20 protein-coding genes are annotated in these 21,221 nt (G+C 43.4%); 9 read left to right on the forward strand and 11 right to left on the reverse strand.

Annotated features, from left to right (window positions below):
• Positions 1 to 157: 157 nt before the first annotated feature.
• The 3 genes from AHMF7616_RS24135 to AHMF7616_RS24145 all read left to right on the forward strand — a co-directional run bounded on the left by AHMF7616_RS24135 (position 158) and on the right by AHMF7616_RS24145 (position 3,274).
• On the forward strand, positions 158 to 463 hold the full coding sequence (locus tag AHMF7616_RS24135) for an HU family DNA-binding protein (RefSeq protein ID WP_115375217.1): 306 nt from the start codon (positions 158 to 160) through the stop codon (positions 461 to 463).
• Between the two features lie 46 nt (positions 464 to 509).
• Entirely contained in the window at positions 510 to 1,406 is an 897-nt protein-coding gene (locus tag AHMF7616_RS24140) for a tetratricopeptide repeat protein (protein WP_233507726.1), read from the forward strand.
• Between the two features lie 254 nt (positions 1,407 to 1,660).
• On the forward strand, positions 1,661 to 3,274 hold the full coding sequence (locus tag AHMF7616_RS24145; protein ID WP_115375218.1) for an Rne/Rng family ribonuclease: 1,614 nt from the start codon (positions 1,661 to 1,663) through the stop codon (positions 3,272 to 3,274).
• 108 nt (positions 3,275 to 3,382) lie between these two features.
• Here AHMF7616_RS24145 and AHMF7616_RS24150 read toward each other — a convergent pair whose 3' ends face one another.
• Positions 3,383 to 4,054: a porin family protein gene (locus AHMF7616_RS24150; protein ID WP_115375219.1), complete on the reverse strand. Its 672-nt coding sequence runs from the start codon at positions 4,052 to 4,054 to the stop codon at positions 3,383 to 3,385.
• Between the two features lie 72 nt (positions 4,055 to 4,126).
• Here AHMF7616_RS24150 and gldB point away from each other — a divergent pair, with 72 nt between their 5' ends.
• The 3 genes from gldB to AHMF7616_RS24165 all read left to right on the forward strand — a co-directional run bounded on the left by gldB (position 4,127) and on the right by AHMF7616_RS24165 (position 8,883).
• The gene (gldB, locus tag AHMF7616_RS24155) at positions 4,127 to 5,125 is read left to right on the forward strand and encodes a gliding motility lipoprotein GldB (protein WP_115375220.1); all 999 of its coding nucleotides are present in this window, start codon (positions 4,127 to 4,129) and stop codon (positions 5,123 to 5,125) included.
• 237 nt (positions 5,126 to 5,362) lie between these two features.
• Complete coding sequence (locus AHMF7616_RS24160; protein ID WP_147275777.1) at positions 5,363 to 5,866, forward strand: hypothetical protein; 504 nt, start codon at positions 5,363 to 5,365, stop codon at positions 5,864 to 5,866.
• Positions 5,867 to 6,027: 161 nt separating this feature from the next.
• The gene (locus tag AHMF7616_RS24165; RefSeq protein WP_115375222.1) at positions 6,028 to 8,883 is read left to right on the forward strand and encodes a FlgD immunoglobulin-like domain containing protein; all 2,856 of its coding nucleotides are present in this window, start codon (positions 6,028 to 6,030) and stop codon (positions 8,881 to 8,883) included.
• Positions 8,884 to 8,982: 99 nt separating this feature from the next.
• On the opposite strand, the gene hemB is transcribed toward AHMF7616_RS24165, so the two are convergent.
• The 9 genes from hemB to rocD all read right to left on the reverse strand — a co-directional run bounded on the left by hemB (position 8,983) and on the right by rocD (position 18,039).
• Positions 8,983 to 9,963, reverse strand: a complete 981-nt coding sequence (gene hemB, locus AHMF7616_RS24170; RefSeq protein WP_115375223.1) for a porphobilinogen synthase — start codon at positions 9,961 to 9,963, stop codon at positions 8,983 to 8,985.
• A gap of 96 nt (positions 9,964 to 10,059) precedes the next feature.
• Positions 10,060 to 10,908 carry a carboxypeptidase-like regulatory domain-containing protein gene (locus AHMF7616_RS24175; RefSeq protein WP_115375224.1) on the reverse strand — a complete coding sequence of 283 codons (849 nt, stop codon included), beginning with the start codon at positions 10,906 to 10,908 and terminating at the stop codon, positions 10,060 to 10,062.
• A 158-nt stretch (positions 10,909 to 11,066) separates the two neighbouring features.
• Complete coding sequence (locus tag AHMF7616_RS24180; RefSeq protein ID WP_115375225.1) at positions 11,067 to 11,663, reverse strand: hypothetical protein; 597 nt, start codon at positions 11,661 to 11,663, stop codon at positions 11,067 to 11,069.
• Between the two features lie 615 nt (positions 11,664 to 12,278).
• A complete protein-coding gene (locus AHMF7616_RS24185; RefSeq protein ID WP_115375226.1) occupies positions 12,279 to 13,055 on the reverse strand; it encodes a LytR/AlgR family response regulator transcription factor in 777 nt (258 codons plus the stop codon).
• Positions 13,052 to 14,077, reverse strand: a complete 1,026-nt coding sequence (locus AHMF7616_RS24190; protein WP_147275778.1) for a sensor histidine kinase — start codon at positions 14,075 to 14,077, stop codon at positions 13,052 to 13,054. Before AHMF7616_RS24190 ends, AHMF7616_RS24185 begins: the two co-directional genes overlap by 4 nt.
• A 352-nt stretch (positions 14,078 to 14,429) precedes the next feature.
• A complete protein-coding gene (locus tag AHMF7616_RS27605; protein WP_115375228.1) occupies positions 14,430 to 14,906 on the reverse strand; it encodes a ferritin-like domain-containing protein in 477 nt (158 codons plus the stop codon).
• Complete coding sequence (locus tag AHMF7616_RS27610; RefSeq protein WP_115375229.1) at positions 14,858 to 15,280, reverse strand: ferritin-like domain-containing protein; 423 nt, start codon at positions 15,278 to 15,280, stop codon at positions 14,858 to 14,860. Before AHMF7616_RS27610 ends, AHMF7616_RS27605 begins: the two co-directional genes overlap by 49 nt.
• Positions 15,281 to 15,293: 13 nt before the next feature.
• Positions 15,294 to 16,088, reverse strand: coding sequence for a ferritin-like domain-containing protein (locus AHMF7616_RS24205; protein WP_115375230.1), 795 nt, complete (start codon positions 16,086 to 16,088; stop codon positions 15,294 to 15,296).
• Positions 16,089 to 16,800: 712 nt separating this feature from the next.
• Positions 16,801 to 18,039 carry an ornithine--oxo-acid transaminase gene (gene rocD, locus AHMF7616_RS24210; protein WP_115375231.1) on the reverse strand — a complete coding sequence of 413 codons (1,239 nt, stop codon included), beginning with the start codon at positions 18,037 to 18,039 and terminating at the stop codon, positions 16,801 to 16,803.
• A 203-nt stretch (positions 18,040 to 18,242) separates the two neighbouring features.
• Here rocD and AHMF7616_RS26565 point away from each other — a divergent pair, with 203 nt between their 5' ends.
• The 3 genes from AHMF7616_RS26565 to AHMF7616_RS24220 all read left to right on the forward strand — a co-directional run bounded on the left by AHMF7616_RS26565 (position 18,243) and on the right by AHMF7616_RS24220 (position 20,256).
• Positions 18,243 to 18,374, forward strand: coding sequence for a C1orf53 family protein (locus AHMF7616_RS26565; RefSeq protein ID WP_158546253.1), 132 nt, complete (start codon positions 18,243 to 18,245; stop codon positions 18,372 to 18,374).
• Between the two features lie 198 nt (positions 18,375 to 18,572).
• Positions 18,573 to 18,812, forward strand: coding sequence for a 50S ribosomal protein L28 (rpmB, locus tag AHMF7616_RS24215; protein WP_106932218.1), 240 nt, complete (start codon positions 18,573 to 18,575; stop codon positions 18,810 to 18,812).
• 10 nt (positions 18,813 to 18,822) lie between these two features.
• Positions 18,823 to 20,256: an aminopeptidase P N-terminal domain-containing protein gene (locus AHMF7616_RS24220; RefSeq protein ID WP_115375232.1), complete on the forward strand. Its 1,434-nt coding sequence runs from the start codon at positions 18,823 to 18,825 to the stop codon at positions 20,254 to 20,256.
• Between the two features lie 53 nt (positions 20,257 to 20,309).
• On the opposite strand, the gene AHMF7616_RS24225 is transcribed toward AHMF7616_RS24220, so the two are convergent.
• Entirely contained in the window at positions 20,310 to 21,002 is a 693-nt protein-coding gene (locus AHMF7616_RS24225) for a glycosyltransferase family 2 protein (protein WP_115375233.1), read from the reverse strand.
• Positions 21,003 to 21,221 lie beyond the last annotated feature (219 nt).

Genomic DNA, 21,221 nt, shown 5'->3' on the forward strand with positions numbered 1-21,221 from the left:
CGGCGATAAAATGATTTTTTGAGTAAATAGTTTTTACTTATCGAAAAGTGGGAGTACCTTTGTGCCCCGATTTAAAGTTAAGCAAGAGACAGAGTTAGCTTTAAAAAGGACGAACATAATTATTATTTTTTCTAACTAACAAACCAATTTTACCACAGTGACTAAAGCAGAAGTAATATCAGAAATTGCAGACAAGACGGGTATTGAGAAAACGGATGTAGCGGCTACAGTTGAAGCGTTCTTCAAAGTAGTAAAGGATTCCATGTCTAATGGCAACAATATTTATGTGAGAGGTTTCGGTAGCTTTGTCAATAAAAAAAGAGCAAAGAAAGTAGCCCGTAACATTTCTAAAAATACGGCTATTATTATTGATGAGCACTTTATCCCTTCTTTCAAACCTTCGAAATCATTTGTTCAGAAAATAAAGAACAGCAAAAAGCTGAACGTAGCTACTGTTTCTTAAAAAATCAAACCGGCATCATAACCAATCTTTTAAATAATAATCCTGCTTGCAACTGAAAACGCTCCGACCTCAGATTTTAGTAATAACAGCCGCTTTGGCGCTGATTATCGGTATGTTTTTTCTGCCCCGTGTTATTATTAATAAAGACAAGCAAGGTGCCCTCTCGAAAGCCGGTGCTGCCCGCGACAAAGGGGCGGCACCAGCGGCCGGAGAAGAAAGCCACGAAGGTCATGCCCACGCTCCCGGCGAAGGTCATGATGCCGAAGAAGTAGCCCACGTAGAAGCTACTCCTCAACAACTCGGAGAGCTGCAACTGCTTCGGCGGCAATACGATCAAGAGCAAAATAGCGGTAACCGTTTAAAATTAGCTACGCAGTTGGGCGAAAAATACGCGGCTATCAGTAAGTACGATAGTGCCGGTTATTTTTACGAGCAGGCTGCCAACGCTCGTCCCGGCGAAACGGCTTACCAAAAAGCCGCCGATCAGTATTTTGAGGCCTTTAGTTTTGCGGCTACCGAAGACCGCTCAAAAGTTTTAGGCGAGAAAGCGCGTAGCTTGTACGACAAAGTTTTAAAAAACAACCCGGCTAACCTGGATGCGAAAACCAACATTGCCATGACCTACATTGCCAGTGAATCGCCGATGCAGGGGATTACGTTGTTGCGGGAAGTTATTACGGCCGATCCCAATAATGAAAAGGCATTGTTTAATTTAGGCATTCTTTCGATTCAATCTACGCAGTACGATAAAGCCGTAGAGCGCTTTGAAAAGCTGGTGAGTATTAATCCGAAACACGTACAAGGTAACTTTTACTTAGGCGTGGCCTTGGCGGAGTCTGGTAAAAAACAAGAAGCCGAAGTTGCTTTGAAAAAAGCAAAAACATTAAGCGATGATCCGGGATTTCAGACCTCGGTCGATAATGAATTAAGTAAATTAAAGTAATGGTGTTTAGCCGATACCAGTAATTGGGAGCGGTTGAACAAGGAAAATAAATTTTTAAATTTTAAACAAAATTAAAGGTATGCCTTGCGGTAAAAAAAGAAAAAGACATAAAATCTCTACCCACAAAAGAAAAAAACGTCTTCGTAAAAACAGACACAAGAAAAAATAACCTTTGGTTATAATCTTGCAAGCCCACGTTGCAGTGCGCAATCGTGGGTTTTGGTATTTTAATTAACACCTAACCCTTAAAAATTGTGAGTAATGAATTAATTATCAATTCTACTCAGGATGGGGAACGAATCGCGCTTCTACAAGATAAAAGGTTGGTAGAATATCATTTTGAAAGAAATGATACCAATTACACCGTAGGAGATATTTTTCTGGGCACCGTTAAAAAAGTAATGCCCGGGCTAAATGCTGCTTTTATTGATATCGGATACGAGAAAGATGCTTTTCTCCACTACCACGATTTGGGAGTTAACTTCCGGTCGTTGAGTAAATTCGTGAAAGTAGCGCAGACGCAAAAAAATGCTACGGCCCGGTTGGGCCAGTATAAGTTTGAACCAGAAATTGATAAGCTCGGTAAAATCGGCGAAGTGCTGAAAAAAGGGCAGCAAATGCTGGTGCAAATTGTAAAAGAACCTATTTCCACTAAAGGCCCGCGGCTCTCCTGTGAGTTGTCGCTGGCGGGCAGGTATCTGGTGTTGGTTCCGTTTTCGAATACGGTAAGCGTATCTAAGAAAATAGTGAGCAAAGACGAACGCCAGCGCCTGAAAAGGCTGATTATGTCCATTAAGCCCGAAAACTTCGGGGTTATTATCCGGACAGTAGCCGAAGGCCGTGAAGTAGCAGAACTCGATAAAGATTTGCGCAGCATGGTGGCCAATTGGGAAGAAGGTTTTAACGTACTGCGTACAGCCAAAGAGCGCGATAAAATTCTCGGCGAACTAGGAAGATCGTCGTCCATCCTGCGGGATATTTTAAACGAAAGTTTCGACAGCATTGTGGTAGATAATGACCGGCTGTACGATGAAATTAAGACGTATATTGAGAAAATTGCGCCGGACAAAGCCCGGATTTTAAAAAATTATTCGGGCCGCGTAAAAACGTTTGAACAATACGGCATTGAGAAGCAGTTGAAATCGCTGTTTGGAAAAACCGTTAGCATACCGGGTGGGGGTTACCTCGTAATCGAACACACCGAAGCCCTCCACGTAATCGACGTGAATAGTGGTAATAAATCAAACACCGAAACCGATCAGGAAGCTACGGCCTTGAACGTAAACCTGACGGCCGCCCGCGAAGTAGTGCGGCAAATGCGGCTCCGGGATTTAGGCGGGATTATCGTTACGGATTTTATCGATATGAAATCGGCCGAGAACCGCCAGAAAGTGTTTGATGTAGTAAAAGAAGAGATGAAAAGGGATCGGTCTAAATCCACGATTCTACCCATCTCTAAATTTGGGTTAATGCAGATTACCCGCCAGCGCGTACGGCCGGAGCAAAACATTGTAACCGGCGAAGTTTGTCCGACTTGTAACGGCACTGGTAAAATATCGGCCAGCATTTTGGTTACCGACGAAATCGAAAATACCATTGACGATTTACTGGTTAACCAAAATCAGAAGAACATTACGCTTTTTGTGCATCCGTTTTTACACGCGTATTACACCAAAGGTTTAATTTCAAAACAGCTGAAGTGGTTTTTCCATTACTATAAATGGATAAGCGTTATGAAAGATACTTCGCTGGGCCTAACGGAATACAAGGTAATGGACGAACGTAACGAAGAAATTGAAGTACACTCTAGTGCGGTAGAAGTAAACAGTGTACAAGATAAATTTGAAGCCGTAGATGAAGTAGCTTAATAAGTTTCTATTATGCATAAACAAAAAACCCGCCTCTGCTTAAAGGCGGGTTTTTTGTTTCTAATAAAAGCTCTTTTCAGCGTTGGTGACGATTTAAAACAAGAATTTTTAAAATTTAACACCTAAGTCCAGTGAAATAACATTATTCCGAAGTTCTATTTTATCATTTTTACTTTCGTAATAATCGTCGATGCTTACCAAACCACGGTGATACGATAAACCACCGAACAATTTAGTAGTTTCACCAACCTGGTATTCGAGGCCGGTTCCTAAAATAACATCGGCATCCAACACGTTAAATCGTTTAGAATATTTTTCGTTATTGTTGGTTTGATCTAACTTTTCACCATTTACCTTGGCTCCCATGCGTGGATTCAACGAAAAACCAGTTTGGAAATAGACACGCATATCGGTGGCTACTTCGTTCGTAAATAATTTTACCGTTAAGGGGATTTCTAAATACTGCAACGAAATTTCGTCTGTGATGCGGCCATTAGTAGATCCTGGTGTAATTAAGGAAGTAGGATATGAAACCGTACCGCCTTTGCCAGTAAAAGATAAACCGGTGGAAAAAGCCGCGTTATCGGTAAAATATAAATCCGCAATTACACCAAATCCGAACCGGAAATTAGCGCCTTCTTTTTCAAAATTCACCTCGGAAGGTGCAATAATACGACTACCCGCAATAGAAGGAGTAATTTTAATACCAAGTTCTAATTCTTGAGCAAATGCAATGGAAGTGAACGCTAATAAGAACGAAAGAATAAAGATTTTTTTCATAGTTGTTGAATAATTAAACGGGGCATCAGCCAATCAGTATAATGTTTTAAGTTTGTATCAAAAGTATATATAATGCGCAATCAATTAGTTGTTTTACTCGCTCTATTTTTTTTTGTTGGTTGTCAGAAAAAATCCTGCGAAATAGATCCCAAAATAGCCGCCATACCGGTAAATTTGAAAATACAACGGCTAGAAAGAGCTTTATACGCCAGTAAGTCAAAAGAAGATGTACAACATTTCTTACAGACTAACCGCTTATTCACCCAGAAATACCTGCAAACCGATCCTAACCGCTTGGATGTTAATTTAGTAACGTCATTATACGGTCTGGTTACTAATCCGGCTTTAGCTGAATTTGTAGCCCAAACAGAGCGAATTTTCGGCAACTTAGCGCCTCAGCAGCAGCAATTAGTGACCGCCTTCCAGCACATGAAGTATTATTACCCGCAAACCCAGGTACCAACGATTCAAACGTATATTTCCGGCTTATTGGGCCCTGACCTGATAGTTAGCGATAGCTTGATTGTGCTGGGCTTAGATTATTTCGTGGGTAAAAAAGGCAGATATCGGCCTAAACAACCTAATTATATTTTACAACGATACGAACCCGCCAACCTGATTCCCACGGTAGTCTTGCAGCAATCGGCCAAGTACAACCTAACTGATGTGCAGGATAAACGCATGATGGCCCAAATGATATATTACGGTAAATCGTACTATTTCACGGAACGCGTGCTGCCTTGTACCCCTGATTCTTTGATCATCGGGTTTACCGACCAGCAAATAGCCGATGTGCGGTACAACGAAGGCAAAATATGGGCGCACCTGGTAGAGAAAAATTTATTATTCGAAACGAACCATTTTAGAACGGGAAAGTACCTGGAAGAACGCCCCACAGTGCCGGAAATTGACGAAAACTGTCCGGGTCGGATTGGCCGCTGGGTGGGCTGGCAAATTGTGCGCAAATACATGGAAGAAAATCCGGAAGTTACCTTACCGCAATTAATGGCCGAAAAAGACGCTCAAAAGATTTTTAACAGCGCGCATTACAAACCCAAACGCCGGGGTTAAAATATTCAATCTTAAACAGCTTATCAATTATTTAAAATTTTTTTAAAAATTAAACTTAGTCGCTTTTCAAAAGTTATCTGTAGCTTTTGGTAGAAAAACTTATTGGTAGGAAATTAATAAAAATTTAAAAAAAACGTATTACTAGTATACTGCTGCTGTAGTTACCTAAGCTAAATGAAAGGAATGAAGAGGTGCCCAAAGAAAATAACGGCTTATATTAGAATAGGATGTTTATGGTTGACTATAGTAGCTTGTAGTTGCAAGTCATCGGCGCAGCAAAAACACGAAGCACAGTCAAATGTTACTCCTGCAACGCCCATGGATGGCAGAAAAGAAGTTACAGCGGTACCGATGAAACACCAAAAACAAATAGCGCTACCCGGCATTGCTCCCGGTCATTGCCGCATGTTAGGAATGGTAACGGCCATTTCACCGCAACCTGATGCCACCGCTACGGGTATTTGCGGGCAAACGCCTTGCCGGGCTAAAGTAAAAATTTTAAAAATTATCGGTTACGGGCATTCTTTTAACCAAACTTTGGTGCCGAATAAAGAAATAAACGCATATTTTGTTTTTTCCCTGAAACCAACGGCGCAATTGTTACCTGATTTAACCCCTCCTTTGCCCGGTTTAAAAGTAAACAGCACCTTTATCGCCGATGTTTCTACGAACACCGAAGTAGTTGGTAATAGTCCGCCCTGGTACCAAGTAGAACTTTATCAAGTACAAGAAAGTAAATAACTTCTGGGGAGTTGCTTGGTACTGCTGGCTGTTTTATTTCGTTATGGAGTAAAATTAACAAGGTTTTGATAGACAAAATCCAGCATTAATATGTTGTATAAAAGTAGCTTTGATGGTTACCAAACCTTGATTCTTTATTATTTTAAATTACGCTATTGCGCATGATGCATCCAACCTCCCGAAATTCTTTTTTCCTGCCTTTTCTTTCTTTGCTCATTCTTTTTTGCGGCGTATTCCTGTTTGCTAAAAACACCTTATTACCCAGTAAAGATGCCAAACTAGCTTCTTATTATATTCACCGGATTAAGAAAAAGGTGAAATCGGCCATTGGTTCCGAAGAAGACCCGGATGCCCGGGCCCGGTATGAATTTGAGCGGTTACGGAATCCGTTTACAAACCAAATTCCGGAAAACATTCGCGCCAAAGAACTTAGCTTTTCGGCCAAATTACCCCGGAATGCAGCCTTGTTACGCGCTAAAAATGTAAATCCGGCTGCCCGTACTTTAATAGCCGACTGGAACCAGCGGGGTCCTTTTAATGTGGGGGGCCGTACCCGCGCCTTAGCTATTGACGTAGCAAACGAAAGTATTATTCTGGCCGGTGGCGTATCGGGAGGCATGTGGCGCTCTACGGATAACGGAACTACCTGGGTAAAAACTACGGAACCCACTATGCTGCACAGTGTAACAGCCTTAGCCCAGGATACCCGGCCCGGTAAAACAACTACCTGGTACCATGCCAGCGGTGAATTAGAAGGAAACTCGGCGGCGGCACCCAGCGCCAACTATCGCGGCAATGGTATTTATAAGTCTACGGATAATGGTGCTTCGTGGCAGATTTTACCGTCTACGCAAACTACCAATGCTACCACCTTTAATAATGTTTTTCAATGGAATTGGCGTCTGGCAACGAACTCGGCTAATACCAACCAGGATGAACTCTACGCCGCTACCATTGGCGGTATTCAACGGTCTATTGACGGCGGAGCCACCTGGACCAACGCTTTAGGTACCAACAGTGCGGTGCAAAGTAATGATTACGCGCGCTACACCGATATTGCCATTAGCAGCCAGGGAATACGATATGCGACCATGAGCGAAGTAACTACGGATGGTACCGGCAGTTCGCCGGAGAAAGGTATTTTTCGTTCCGTTAACGGTACGGATTGGACCGATATTACGCCCGCTAACTTTCCGGCTAATTTCGAGCGCATTGTGTTGGATATTGCGCCAGCTAACGAAAACGTGGTTTATTTTCTGGCGCATACGCCTGGCTTTGGTAAGTTTAATACTAGTATCTGGAAGTATACCTATGTATCGGGTAACGGCAGCGGGGCCGGTGGAACCTGGGAAAACCGGTCGGCTGGCGTGCCTGATTTCCGGACCGATATTGGCGATTACGATTCGCAGGGAAATTATAACATGCTGATTAAAGTTAAACCTGATAATCTTAACCAAGTGTTTATTGGCGGTACTAATCTGTATTTGTCTGCAAATGGTTTTGCAACCGGCGGGCAAACCCGCTGGGTAGGGGGGTACCTGGAAGATGTAAATCCGTATCCGAATCACCATCCCGACCAGCATGTACTAACTTTTTACCCATCTAACCCCAACCGCCTGTTATCCGGGCACGATGGCGGATTGAGCCGGGCGAATAATATTAACACCACCGATTCTATCCGCTACGAAGATCTGAATCGGGGTTACATTACTACCCAGGCGCACGGGATTGCCATTAATTTAAACGAACGGAATAACGAAATTTTAGGGGGATTTCAGGATAATGGTTCCTGGGTAACGCAAGTACCGGAAGCCAATGCCGAATGGAGCGATTTGTTGTTTGGCGATGGAAGTTTTGCGGCCATTGCTACGAACTCCTGGCTGGTTTCGGCCCAGGAAGGATACATAATCCGGTATGCTTTTAACAATAACCAGTTTCAAGGGTATGCCCAAATAAATCCCATCGGGGTAGAAGGTTTTGATTTTATTAATCCGTACCTGCTCGATCCGAACAATCAGTATGTGATGTACTTGCCCAAAGGCGATTCTTTGTACCGGAACAGTGATATTTCGGCTATTCCGGTTTCTACCGGCGATTTAAACACCCAAACCCCTAACTGGCGGGTAATTAACACCCTAGATGCTTCCCTGGCCCGACGGATTACGGCGGTAGCCGTAAGCAAGCAACCCGCCGATATTGTTTATTTTGGAACGGAGAACGGCAAATTATTTAAGCTTACCAACCCGGCCGCCGCAAACCCCACCCGAACCACCATTACCGGAACTAATTTCCCGCCGGGGTATATTGCCTGTATTACCGTTAACCCCAACGATGCCAACGAGGTAATAGTTACTTTTTCGAACTACGGGGTAATTAGCTTATTTCAAACCAAAGATGGCGGCACTACCTGGGCAGCGGTAGCGGGTAACTTAGAACAAAACCCTGATGGTACCGGCAACGGGCCTTCTACCCGGTGGGTAACTATTTTACCTTCTACGAACGCGGACGGGCAAACCAAATATTTTGTGGGAACCAGTACCGGTTTGTACGCCACCGCCAACCTGCAAGGCGCGCAAACTGTATGGCTGAAGGAAGGACAAACCACTATTGGCGATGTACCCGTAGATATGGTTTTATCGCGGGCAGTGGATAATTTAGTAGCGGTGGGTACGCATGGAAACGGGGTGTATACCGTAAACTACAATATCGATATTGAAAACCCTGCTTCGGCCGATCAGGTGGTAGTTAGAGCTTATCCTTCGCCTTTTTCCAGCACGAATCCGGTAAATATTGAATACACCATTCCCCAGGCAAGTAGAGTTACCATAAAAATTTACGATGTAGCTGGCCGGTTGGTAGCTACTTTGTTTGACGAAAGCAAACAACCGGGTAACAATGTAGTGCAATGGAATGGGCAATCGCCGGGCGGCGGCCGGGTGCACAGCGGTATTTACTTGTATACCGTTGCCACCGCTTCCGATTTACAATCGGGTAGAATATTGTATCTGGGTGAATAGCAACTTGCCGTGTGTAATGAATACGTTGAGAGGGTAAAATTTAAAAAAAGAGGCTGGTTGCATGCAACCAGCCTCTTTTTTAAATATAATGATTGCTGCTTAGCCCTTTTTTAAGTATTGGGCAGCTTCTTTCGCAAAGTAGGTAAGAATAATATCGGCACCGGCCCGTTTCATGCTGAGTAAACATTCCATCATGGCTTTATCGCCATCAATCCAACCGTTTTGGGCAGCGGCTTTCACCATGGCATATTCGCCGCTTACGTTATAAGCCGCAATAGGCAAATGCGAGTTATCGCGTAATAACTTAATAATATCCAGGTAAGCCAGGGCGGGTTTTACCATTAAGTAATCGGCTCCCTCGACCGTATCCAGCTCAGCTTCCAGTAACGCTTCGCGGCTATTGGCTGGGTTCATCTGGTAGGTTTTCTTATCCCCAAATTTGGGCGCTGAAGCCAGGGCATCGCGGAAGGGACCGTAGAAGGCACCGGCGTATTTAGCTGTATAGCTCATAATAGCCACATTCTGAAACCCATGCTGGTCTAGCTTTTCCCGGATAAAGCCTATCCGCCCATCCATCATGTCGGAAGGCGCAATAATATCGGCACCGGCCCGGGCTTGTTCCAAAGCCATTTTACCGAGAATCTCTAAAGTAGCATCGTTTAAGATTTCGCCGTTGTCTACAATGCCGTCGTGACCATCCGAAGAATAAGGATCCATGGCCACATCAGTAACCAAAATAACTTCCGGAAAATTCTTTTTTACCTCCCGGATAAACGAAGGAAACAAACCTTCGGGATTAAAGCTTTGAGTAGCAAACCGGTCTTTTTGGCTTTCGGGAATGTTGGGGAAAGGCGCAAAGGCTTTTACCCCTAACTCCACGCAAGCCGCAATTTCGTCGAGCATTCTGTCGGTAGAATACCGGGCAATGCCGGGCATCGAAGTTATTTCTTCTTTTTTATTGGCACCTTCCAGTACAAAAATGGGATATATAAAATCGTGAACGGTAAGGTTATTTTCCTGAACCAGGTTCCGGATAACTTCTGTTCTCCGGTTCCGGCGCGGACGTCTGGTTAAGTTCATGGGGTAAAATTTAAAATTTTAATTTTTTAAGCTTTTTTAATTGCTTAGTTATACCACAAAGTTTAAACAGGCACCGTTCCCTTGCAAGTAAATATCTTAGTTCTTTTGGCCTAAGTAAAACGGAGTATTGGTGGGCGTTAAAATGCCACTTTCGTAAGTGCCCGACGAACCACCCACCGGATTAAAATCAAATTCTAACCACTCGTACAGGTTGCTGTATTTTTCGCCGACGTACACTTGTTTCTGAATATTGTTGCGCGCACTTGTTACGGAAATGTGGTATTCGGTTACCGGAATATCACTTAAATAGTAATTTTGGTCTGCATCGTTGGTAATGGTAAATGATTTAACAATAGTGCCGGCGGCGCCCGCCGGGGTGCCATCGAGGTATGTGGCGCCAACGGTAGGAGCCAGGGTAATGGTTACTTGGGTGCCGGCTACCATGGCCGGAACTACGGCATTATCGTTTACAAAACGCAACGAACCGCCAAAATACCCCGCCCCACTTCTTACATCCGCTCCCCGGTCGGCAATGCGGCCGCTTAGTTTCCAGACAAAGTTTTTGGTTACACCTTTATCTCCGGCGGTAAAAGCATCGTAGTCCCGGTCGTCTGGCATACCCATCCGCAAAAGATACGTTTTGCCTTTGTAGGCTACTTCTTTCCAGGCGTATATTTTCCAGCCGCCCACGGTAGATAAAGGCAAAGCATATTTTCCATCGGCACCGGTAGTGCCATCTACGTAAATGTTAGCCCCAGTGGGGTTTTCGGCTCTTACTTTTACCCCCGCCATAGGCTGGCCGTGTGTATCCAGTACCGTTCCGCTAACGGTATTGGCACCCGCGTTTTTATCTGGTTTGGGGTCGTCGTTTTTGGTAGTGCAGGCAGTAAAGAAAAAGCAAGCTATAAAGTTAAACAGGAAAAGAAGGACTAATTGTTTTTTCATGGTTAGTTGTAAATTTTAGAAGGATTTTAGAATCAGATTAGAAAAGGAAAAATGTATTTCGGGTTAAAAAACTGTTGAGAAAATCAAAAGAAATTCGGAAAATTTTAAAAAATGGTGGTTTGTGAACAGCAGCGGGAGCGGAGGAACGGGCTGGGAAATTAGATTTTAGGAAATTCCAAGGTGTTTTCCGGGGAACAGGGTACGGTGTGGCGGTCGCGGGTTAAGAGCACTACAATGGCCAGCAAACTCCAGGCAATAGCCGAGTAAATACTGCCGATTAAAAATGTACCTTGGCTCCGGCCCCAGAGCGTGATAACCAACATAGAAACCGGGAACCACAGGCCAACCACTAACGGAACAAACCGGTGCCAGCCAGGCAATACTTTCGCGCGAACCACGGCTATGCCAACCAAGATCATGATCAGGTTGCTGATTGGCCAGAAGGTGTCCAGGATCCAGAACAAAGTAGTTCGTTCTTTGGGAAATAAAAGCAGGTAAATATTAGAAGCTTCGGCGAGCAGCAAAGTGCCGATAATAACCCACAGAATACCCTGGCCAAACCGGGAAGTGCCCGCGGCTTTCATCCGTTGCAACGCAACGATACTCGCCAGCCAAGCCGTAATATAAATCAGCTCCCAGGCGCCGGTAAACCACGAATAGGCTAATTCTTGTTTGTAAACTTCTTCTAATTGCATGCCGATAAAAAGGAAAGGGGCGCCAATAAGGGCCAGCGTTCCGAGCGTTTTGTTGTTCATGAGTTTAGTTTTTTCGTTGTTTTTGTACAAAAGAATATGCAAGCGCCTGATTTGTGAATGGCTACCTGCGTCATTGGCCTAATTACAAAACTCACCCGTAGAAAAAGCTGCTTGAATGGTATTGGCCGGCGGGCTTCTTTTTATCAATTAAGGATGAAGGCAACCGGAGAAAAAGCCTAAAGGCTAGCCAATTTGCGGAGTCGGGTTAAATGTCCGTATTAAAAAGGAGAGCTATATAGCCGGTAAAAGAAGAAGCCGCTTTCCTGCGAAAGCGGCTTCTTCTTTTACCAAGTGCGGGGAAGATAATAGAAATTTAAAACAGCATAGTTCTAAGCCTTTTCAATCTTTTCAGATGAATCTATTTGGCTACGAAACGAACTAAGCTCCTCCCGTAGGATCAGAACAAATGGGAAAAGCTGGATAATTAAATATATAACCTTCAAGTAAGTATTTTTCGGGCGATACCGGCCAGAGTTTATCTCGAACGCTTGTCGGGCAGTATAGGAATAGCCAAAAACGCTGGACTTCTGTTGTGGGTGTTCCGGAAAGTTCAAATGCTTTGGTATTGCTTGCCTGGATGTAGGGTAAAAACTGTTTAAGGCAATCTTATTTTTATTAGCCGCCTAACCATTTTTTAAATTCGGGAGCCCGGTCGCGGCTTACGTATACCTCTTCGTTGGGAGCAGGCTTTAAGGCTAACTTGTATTTACCATTAAAATGCACAAAAATATCGCTGATGGCCCGGCGTTGCACTAAATACTGGCGGCTAGCCCGAAAAAACCTGGTGCTATCTACCTGTTGCTCTACTTCTTCCAAAGTATGATCTAAAGAAAAATAACGGCCATCGTGGGTTTTTAAAAAAGTAACCCGGTCTTCGCTGTAAAAATAAGCCGCCTCGTTGGTGTCTATCGAAATAAGCCGCTGCCCTTGCCGTACCAGAAAGTATTCCCGGATAGGTTTGCTACTGGTTTGCGTGGTGCGCCGCAATTCCTGTAACAGTTCATCCAAGTTAGCGGTTGGCGGCTTGCCGTAAACCTGTTGCAGTTGCTGAAACTTAATTAAACTTTTCTGTAAATCTTCGCGCTGAATAGGTTTGAGCAAATAGTCGATGCTGTGGACCTTAAAAGCTTGTAAAGCAAATTCGTCGTAAGCGGTAGTAAAAATTACCGGGCAGGTTACCTCTACTTCGCTGAAAATCTCAAAGCTTTGCCCGTCTACCAGTTCTATGTCCATCAGAATTAAATCCGGCATGGAATGGGAACGCAGAAACTGTACGCTTTCTTCAATGCTATCGGCCGGGCCCAGAATCCGGGCTTCGGGTACAATGTGGCGTACCATTTCCAGCATGCGCTCGGCGGCAACGGTTTCATCTTCAATAATCAGAATTTTCATGCAGTTTCGGCTTTAATGAGCGGAACTTTTACTGTAAAAGATTCCGGTTCTTGCGTAATAATAATGGCGGGCTGGTCCAGTATTTTGTACTTAGCGGCAATGTTTGCCAAACCTACTTTATTGGTAAGCACCTGGCCTCTTTTGGGTTGAAAATTGTTGCGGACCACCAACCAGTCCTGCTCACTCCTGATACTAACCGTTAAAGGTTTGCGTACCGAAACCTGGTTGTGTTTCATGGCATTTTCCAGGAGTATTTGCAGCGTAAGCGGCGGAATCAAGTAATTTTTTAAATTTTCCGCCACGTCTATGCCCAGCGAAATACCTTCGCCAAAGCGGGTGCGCAACAAGAAAAAATACGCCTGTGTAAATTGTAATTCCTGATCTAAACCGATGAGCTCTTTTTCGTTACTCTGCAGCAAGTAGCGGTATACCTGGGCCAATTCCGCAATAAACTTTACAGCTTTCGCCGAGTCTGTTTCTACTAAAGCGGTTAAGGTATTCAGGCTGTTAAATAAAAAGTGCGGTTTCACCTGGTTTTTCAGAGATTCGAGTTGGGCAATCAAATTAATTTTTTTGAGCTCCTCTGCTTCTTGCGTGGCTTTTTTCCAAGCTTCCATATAAAACAATAATTCGTAAAAAGCGGCTACCAAAACGCCGAATAAAAATGTATAAAGAAACCCATACAGCAGAAATATAGGTTTTACCGCTAAAATCTCTTGCGGACTTTCGTGCAAAAGCATTAAGGCTCCGTACAAAATAGCATTGGCCAGTAACACCCCCAACAATTCTAAAAAGTATCTTTTAACCGACAGCTGTAAGGCATAACGCCGGTGAAAAAAAAGTACCACGGCCCGGCTGGTTTCCCAGATTACTACCGAAGCCAGCAGAATATTATCCAGCAAACCTTGTAGCGTAATTTTCCCTTCCATCTCCAGGGTGGCCGAACCAAAGAGCCCAAACCGGAGCAGGGCCACCACCATTATTCCGATGATGCGTATTTGGTAGCTATGGGTAAGTTTCAAAAGACAGAAGGCTAAGCGTTTGGCTATCTACAAAGTAAGAAGCTTTGGGCTGCTTCGCAAACAAGAATTTTACCCGAGCCCCCAACAAATAGCCTGAGTCGTAGAAAGAGCAGTCCGACTCGCCTCGCTTGCTTAAGGGTTCAGGATGCTTCTATCTTTTGTGCAGAATGGGGTAAACTGCGGAACGTAAGAAGAATTTTTAAATTTTGGCCGGCCTTTGCTTGTGCAAAACCTATATTGGTAAAATGAGCTGCCACAGTAGTTGGCGCTGAATTTAGGATTGGGATTAATGCAAAACAAAAAAGCCAGCTAGGCTGGCTTTCAGGTAAATCATGGTAAAACTAGAAGCGGCTTAGCCGGGTAGTTTTTGGCCTTCTTTAAAGAAATTATTTAAAATAGCTACTACCTGGGCCATTTCTAAAGGCTCATCAAAAGCTTCGGAAGCCGGGTTAGCGTTTACGATATTGGCAATATTGACAGTAGCTTGCACCGTAGCTTCTTCGCCGTCGTAAATTGGTTGCGTAAACTCCGGTAAATTGCCCCGGTCTTTTAAAGTAATCCAGGGTTTGTTGTTGGTTAAGTTCTGGACATCGCGCCGCATGCGGCGGAAATAGGCGGCGTGCCTTGCCTCGGCCGAGTGTATTTGTAATGCCGTTTGCAACACCGCATCGTTGGCCATAATAGCGGGTTTGGGAGCCTGTCCTTTGTACGCCCGGACACCAGTATCTTCAAAAGACTGCCCCAGCGCTAATACGGTAGGATAGTCGTTAAATGGATCCGTTATTTTACCGCCCGCGGTATAATCAAACCGCGCTTCATCAATGGTGATGGGAGTGCCCCTAAATCGGTTATGGCTTTTTGTAAAGTAGCTACGTGGCCTTTTTCGTTATCCAGAATAGTTTGCAGGCCCGTTTTAAAATCGGCCGGCAGGCTGGTGCCCCGCTCTAAGGCTAAGCGGTAGTAAGTAGAATCGGTTAACTCGGCGGTTAAGGCAAAATTCAGAATCGCAATTATATCGGCGTTGTTGCCGGTCTGGCCGTAAGCTTTATTAAATACCGCTCCAAAAGCTACCGGAACAGCGGCCGCAGCCAACTTTTTGCCGAAACCACTCATGTACTTAAATACCTGGCGGCGGCTATCAAAGCGTTCGTAAACTTCCGGATCTACTTTTTCTATTTCTGTAAATATATTAAAGATATTCATGTTGTTTTCTTAATTAACTGGTTGGCAAACTACTCGCATTAATGGTATTTTTGATAAATGGCTTGGCTAAAGCCAGCACATCATTGGGCATGAGAGCTAAATCCAAACCCATCGCGTTTATAATGGCTTCGTCGCCGGGTTTAGTAGTGGCTCCCCCCCGGGCTGCAAAAGTATTTTTCTTTAACATTTCCCGGATCTCAGCCGCATGACGCGCTTCTACCGAAACAATTTTACCTGCTAATGCTAAGTTGGTGGCCGTGGTTAGTAATTTGCCAGCGCCGTTGTAAGCGCCTACCCCAATATCTTCGAAAGTACGGGCAGCGGTTAAAACAGCCGTTCTATCCGTCATGTTTACCAAAGAAAAATCTGGCGTTAGGGTTGGGATAGCCGCCGTGCCCAATACCGCTTTAAAAAAGTCGCGGTGCGCTACTTCGTGGTCGCGGATATCGGTGAGAACAGATCGCTCGGTAGCATTAGAAAAAGTAGTATTAAAAGTGGCGCTTTTTACCAGCATATCATAAAACGCTGCTTCTAATTGCTCTAAAGCATAAGCATAATTTAAAATTCCGGTATCACCCGAACCTAAATTCACCGCGGGTACTGCGTTCGGGTCAACGGGCGGAGTTGGTGGCGGGTCCACAACGCCGTTGAATTTTCCGTCATCGTCGTCGTTACAACCAGTCAGTAAAAGCGTGGTAAAGGCTGCTCCTGCACCAGCATATTTCAAAAAAGATCTTCTTTGGAGAGAAGAAGAAATATCAAGGGTACCATCCGCCTTTTTAGGCTGCGGATTTATAATTTTTGACATATTTTAGCATTAAAGATTAAACTATAATTAATTAAATTAAAATGTTAATGCTCGCTGATCTTTAAAGGCCTTTAAAAGTGCTTTTACATTTAGGTTTGCTTACGGGTTACTTTAAAAAAAGGATTTTAACTTAGTTTAGATGTCGATAAAAATACGGAGATGGAAAATAGAACTTTATTGGAATAAGCGGCTGTAATTTGGGTATTTTTTTGTACAAAAATTAGATGCGTAAAGATGATGCTTTATGAAATTTCCGTATTTATACTTAAGAGGTAGCTAGTGGATTATGGTTGAAATTTGTATTTTTCTTGTAAAACTCTCCAAAACAAAAATCGCCCACCATGGTTTTGTATTTTAAAAAATATAATTGGTTTTATTTTTAGAATCAATAGCAGTTATTGTATTTTATAGATTGCTTATAGCCAGTATACTCATATTATGGGGGTAGTTGCCGGGAGTTTAATTAAGGCTTTTAAAAACCGGAATAATAATTACAACAGGTTTTATCTACAAATTCAGGGTAGCGGAAGGTAATCTTTTTGGTTCTTTGCCCCCGCGCAAAGTATTTTTAAAAAAATTGGTTTTTAGAATGCACATTCTAGATTAATCCGGCGGTAGTACCACCAGGAACAAGGAAAGCACAAGTTGTAAGTTACCTAAACCGCAGAGTAATGCACATTAGATATAGGTAACTAGCAAACCAACTTAAAAATTAAAAAGCCGCAATGGTTTTTTGAATAATATCGCAGCATTCGTGTAATTGTTCTTCCGTAATAACCAGTGGGGGAGCGAACCGGATAATATCGCCGTGCGTGGGTTTAGCCAATAAGCCATTTTCTTTTAAGGCTAAACATACATCCCAGGCGGTGCGGCCGTCCGGAGTAGGTTTAATAACAATGGCATTAAGCAAACCTCTGCCCCGTACCAGCTGCACGGTATCGGGGTATTGCTCTTGGATTTGCCGCATGCGTTCCCGGAAGATTTCGCCTTGTTTAAAGGCGTTTTCAATTAAGTTTTCTTCTCTAACTACTTCCAAAGCCGCCAGCGCTACCGCACAGGCTAAAGGATTGCCGCCGTACGTAGAACCATGCTGGCCGGGCTTTAAGCACAACATAATGGCATCATCGGCCAGCACCGCTGACACTGGCAAAACACCCCCTGATAAAGCTTTTCCTAAGATTAGTACATCCGGACGAACGTTTTCGTAATCCGATGCTAGTAATTTACCCGTACGGGCAATGCCGGTCTGTATTTCATCTACCAGCAGCAATACCTGGTGTTTTTCGCAAAGCGCTTTGGCTTGGGCTAAATACCCTGCGGATGGGACATAAACGCCGGCCTCTCCTTGTATCGGCTCTACCAGAAAACCACACACATGCGGATTTTGCAAAGCTTCTTCCAAAGCGGCTAAATCATCATAAGGCACTACTTTATAACCCGGCATAAAAGGGCCAAACCCACCGGTAGAATCCGGATCGGTAGAAAAAGAAATGATGCCGGTAGTGCGGCCATGGAAATTATGCTCTACCACTACAATCTCGGCCTGGTACCGGGGAATGCCTTTTTCTTCGTAGCCCCATTTGCGCGCTAACTTTATGGCTGTTTCTACGGCTTCGGCCCCCGAATTCATGAGCAAAGCTTTCTCGTAGCCAAAATAATCGCAGATATATTTCTCGCATTCGCCCAGTTTATCGTTGTAAAAAGCCCGTGAAGTAAGCGTTAATAATGGCGCTTGGTCCATCAGGGCCTGAACAATTTTAGGATGGCAGTGGCCTTGGTTTACCGCGCTATAAGCCGAGAGAAAATCAAAATATTGCTTGCCTTCCACATCCCATAAGTAAACGCCTTCGCCACGGGCTAAAACTACTGGTAACGGATGGTAATTATGCGCTCCGTATTTTTCTTCTAAGGCAATGGCTTGTTGGCTGGAGGTAATGCTTATTGGGTTCATGGCAGGTTACATTAAAATACTTTAGCACTCAGAATAGATGCAAAAATTTAAAAAAATACCTGTTTTTTAAATTTTTGCTTTGCCTTGCTTAAAATTACTTAAAACCTGGCGCTATTCAAAAACTGGTTTTATGCAACTAGGCTTGTACTTTTACAAACGTATTTAATAATTGTTTTCTTTTGAGCACCGATAAACTTCCACCGCTGCAGCCCGGCGATTATTACTTTAACGAACAAGGATTAATGGTTTTTACAGCCGCTTATCATTTAAAGCGTGGGTATTGTTGTAAAAACGGTTGCAAACACTGCCCCTATGGTTTTAAGAAGAAGCATTAAGTATCATTCTTATAAATTTAAGTATTCCAGAGAAGCCCAATTTACTTTATTATTATGCTTTAAATTCTGCTGCGTAAAGTCGAATTTCTGACACTAAAGAGCTATTTTTTAAATTTATTTGAGTTAGGGGTTTGATTGTCTGCTATTTTTTCGGATATTTGCGTCCCTTTAAAATAAACGAATTAGATAAAGATAGAAATGGCCAGAGTTTGTGACTTAACCGGAAAAAGACCACAGGTTGGTAATAACGTATCCCACGCAAATAATAAAACCAAGCGTAAGTTTTACCCTAATTTACAGAAAAAGAAATTTTATGTACCGGAAGAAGATGCCTGGATCACTTTAAAAGTATCTACTTCGGCGATCCGTACTATTAATAAAAACGGTATTTCGGCGGTGCTGAAAAAAGCAGTAGCTGACGGTTACATCGTTTACTAAATTTAAATTAATGTCGGCTCTCCGGCTTATCCTGCTGCTGGCAGGAATTAGTTTCGGCGTAGGTGCTTATGCGCAGTCCGAAGTTAGTCCGGAGAAACCCACTGATTTTTTGAATAAAGATTTTCACCGGCAACGGAGAGAGCTGCTGATTAAACAACTGCCGGCTCACTCCGTTGCTGTTTTTTTTGCCAATCCAATTCGTAATCGGGCCAACGATGTGGATTATCATTATCACCAAGATCCGGATTTTTATTACTTAACCGGTTACCGCGAACCGAACGCGGTTTTGGTATTGTTTGCGCCGGAAAAAACAATAGCCGGTAAACCCACCCACGAACTTATCTTTATTCAGCCCCGCGACCCGAAGCAGGAACAATGGAACGGCAAGCGCCTCGGCGAAAAAGGCGTAGCTGAACAACTAGGATTTCATAACATCTTACTTAACTCGGGCTTTGCTGACTTTAATCTGGATGCAGCCACTTTTACCGGTGGTATTTTAATTAAAGAATTACCCGAAGATACCCGCGATAACTCACGCGACAAAGCCGATTTATTTAGCCTGGTGCAACAATTCAAACAAAAAGTAAATTACCCGGGCAACACGAAGGTTAATAATACTATTCTGCCCACCATCCTGGACCGGATGCGGGAAGTAAAAACCCCCGAAGAGTTAACATTACTACGAAAAGCAATTTCTATCTCGGCCGTAGGGCAGCAAGAAGTCATGAAAGCCATGCAACCCACTATGTCAGAAACAGAGGTACAAGGGTTGCATGAGTTTGTGTATAAAAAATACGGTTCGGAGTACGAAGGGTATCCCTCTATTGTGGGTGCGGGTAATAACGCCTGCGTGTTGCATTACATTGAAAACGACAAACCCCAACTCGGAAACAACTTGGTTTTAATGGATGTAGGCGCCGAGTACCACGGTTATACTGCCGATGTAACGCGCACCATTCCGGCTACCGGTACTTTTACGCCCGAGCAAAAACAATTGTATCAACTGGTACTGGAGGCGCAAGAAGCCGGATTTGCGCAATGCCAGGTAGGGAAGCCTTTTGTTGCGCCGCACCAAGCGGCCCAGCGAGTTATTGCGCAAGGTTTAAAAAAGTTAGGTATTATTAAAAAAGAAGAAGATGCCAGCCTGTATTTTCCGCACGGCACATCGCATTATTTAGGTTTGGATGTACATGATCCCGGTACCTACGGCCCATTTCAGGCTAACACGGTTATTACCGTGGAACCCGGCATTTACATACCCGAAGGAAGTCCTTGTAATAAAAAGTGGTGGGGCATGGGTATCCGCATCGAAGATGATATTTTAATTACCGAAAAAGGATGGGAGAACTTATCGGTAGCGGCGCCCCGTACTATTGCGGAAATAGAAGCGTTTATGGCAAAGCCCAGTGCCTTCGATGATTTGGTGTTGCCCGCGTTGAAATAAGACTTTTGCCTAAAAAATTTAAACTTAGGCTTACAGTTCTATTTATTCCTAAATTACTCGTGACTTACTTTTTTTGTAGCAAAGGAGCTAATCTGTTTTACTATATTCCGGAAGCCGGCGTAGAGTACAATATCGGTAAACATTTCAAATTCTTTTTTGTAGCCGGCAACCAAGCCAATCTTTTCCGACTTGTAGGTATTAGTAGCGGACCAGGGCATCCAGCCAACGTTACGCTTATGTTTTTGCATGTACAGGTTTATGGCTAATTCTACCTGGTAACGATTCACTTCCTGGTTAAAAACTTTAAGTAGATCTTTCTTTTTCACAATCCGCTCACCCGATAACAAAATATCCCCGCGGTCAAATTTTACGAACCAGGGAGCATTGATGCGGCGCAAAATAAGCATATCCAGATTATGCCGAGTTATGGCTTGAATAGCTTTTTCAATTTCGGTTTTATCAATGTCCCGTAAATCGGCATCCATTAATAAAATATTCTCGTGTTGGGCTATTTGTAAACCATGCCGAATCGCCGCTGCCTTGCCTTGGTTATAAGGTAAGCGAATGAGTTCTACCGTAGGCCAGTAATCCGGAATAATATCAGCCGTATCATCATCCGAGCCATCATCTACACAAATTATTTGCGTAATATTCTTTATTTGCGTAACCACTTCCAAAACCTGAAAAACCCGATATTCTTCATTATAAAAAGGGATAATACAAGTAGTTTGGTTGTTTAGGTACATGTTTTAGCAGCTAGTAGGTCGACAAAGTTAAAGTTTAAAGATGAAATTAATTGTCAAAAAAATCAGTAATTAGTACAAATACGGAAATAGTAGTTAAATAGGTTCTATGGTTTGTTAAAGTTACCGCAATATTACGTTTATTCTGCAGTTCAAATTTTTTCGTGGCTAAAGAGTTGTAAGCTGGTTATTTGATACTGCTTAATTTGGTATTTGTAAGCA

It is taken from the genome of Adhaeribacter pallidiroseus (assembly GCF_003340495.1).
GTDB classification, from domain to species: Bacteria; Bacteroidota; Bacteroidia; order Cytophagales; family Hymenobacteraceae; genus Adhaeribacter; species Adhaeribacter pallidiroseus.

Coding starts and splice junctions, on each gene's coding strand:
- AHMF7616_RS24180 (WP_115375225.1), bottom strand. CDS start 11,663: ATGAACAACAAAACGCTCGGAACGCTGGCCCTTATTGGCGCCCCTTTC.
- AHMF7616_RS24205 (WP_115375230.1), bottom strand. CDS start 16,088: ATGTCAAAAATTATAAATCCGCAGCCTAAAAAGGCGGATGGTACCCTT.
- hemB (WP_115375223.1), bottom strand. CDS start 9,963: ATGAACTTAACCAGACGTCCGCGCCGGAACCGGAGAACAGAAGTTATC.
- rpmB (WP_106932218.1), top strand. CDS start 18,573: ATGGCCAGAGTTTGTGACTTAACCGGAAAAAGACCACAGGTTGGTAAT.
- gldB (WP_115375220.1), top strand. CDS start 4,127: ATGCGCAATCAATTAGTTGTTTTACTCGCTCTATTTTTTTTTGTTGGT.
- AHMF7616_RS24175 (WP_115375224.1), bottom strand. CDS start 10,908: ATGAAAAAACAATTAGTCCTTCTTTTCCTGTTTAACTTTATAGCTTGC.
- AHMF7616_RS24150 (WP_115375219.1), bottom strand. CDS start 4,054: ATGAAAAAAATCTTTATTCTTTCGTTCTTATTAGCGTTCACTTCCATT.
- AHMF7616_RS24185 (WP_115375226.1), bottom strand. CDS start 13,055: ATGAAAATTCTGATTATTGAAGATGAAACCGTTGCCGCCGAGCGCATG.
- AHMF7616_RS24165 (WP_115375222.1), top strand. CDS start 6,028: ATGATGCATCCAACCTCCCGAAATTCTTTTTTCCTGCCTTTTCTTTCT.
- AHMF7616_RS27610 (WP_115375229.1), bottom strand. CDS start 15,280: ATGAATATCTTTAATATATTTACAGAAATAGAAAAAGTAGATCCGGAA.
- AHMF7616_RS24220 (WP_115375232.1), top strand. CDS start 18,823: ATGTCGGCTCTCCGGCTTATCCTGCTGCTGGCAGGAATTAGTTTCGGC.
- rocD (WP_115375231.1), bottom strand. CDS start 18,039: ATGAACCCAATAAGCATTACCTCCAGCCAACAAGCCATTGCCTTAGAA.
- AHMF7616_RS24225 (WP_115375233.1), bottom strand. CDS start 21,002: ATGTACCTAAACAACCAAACTACTTGTATTATCCCTTTTTATAATGAA.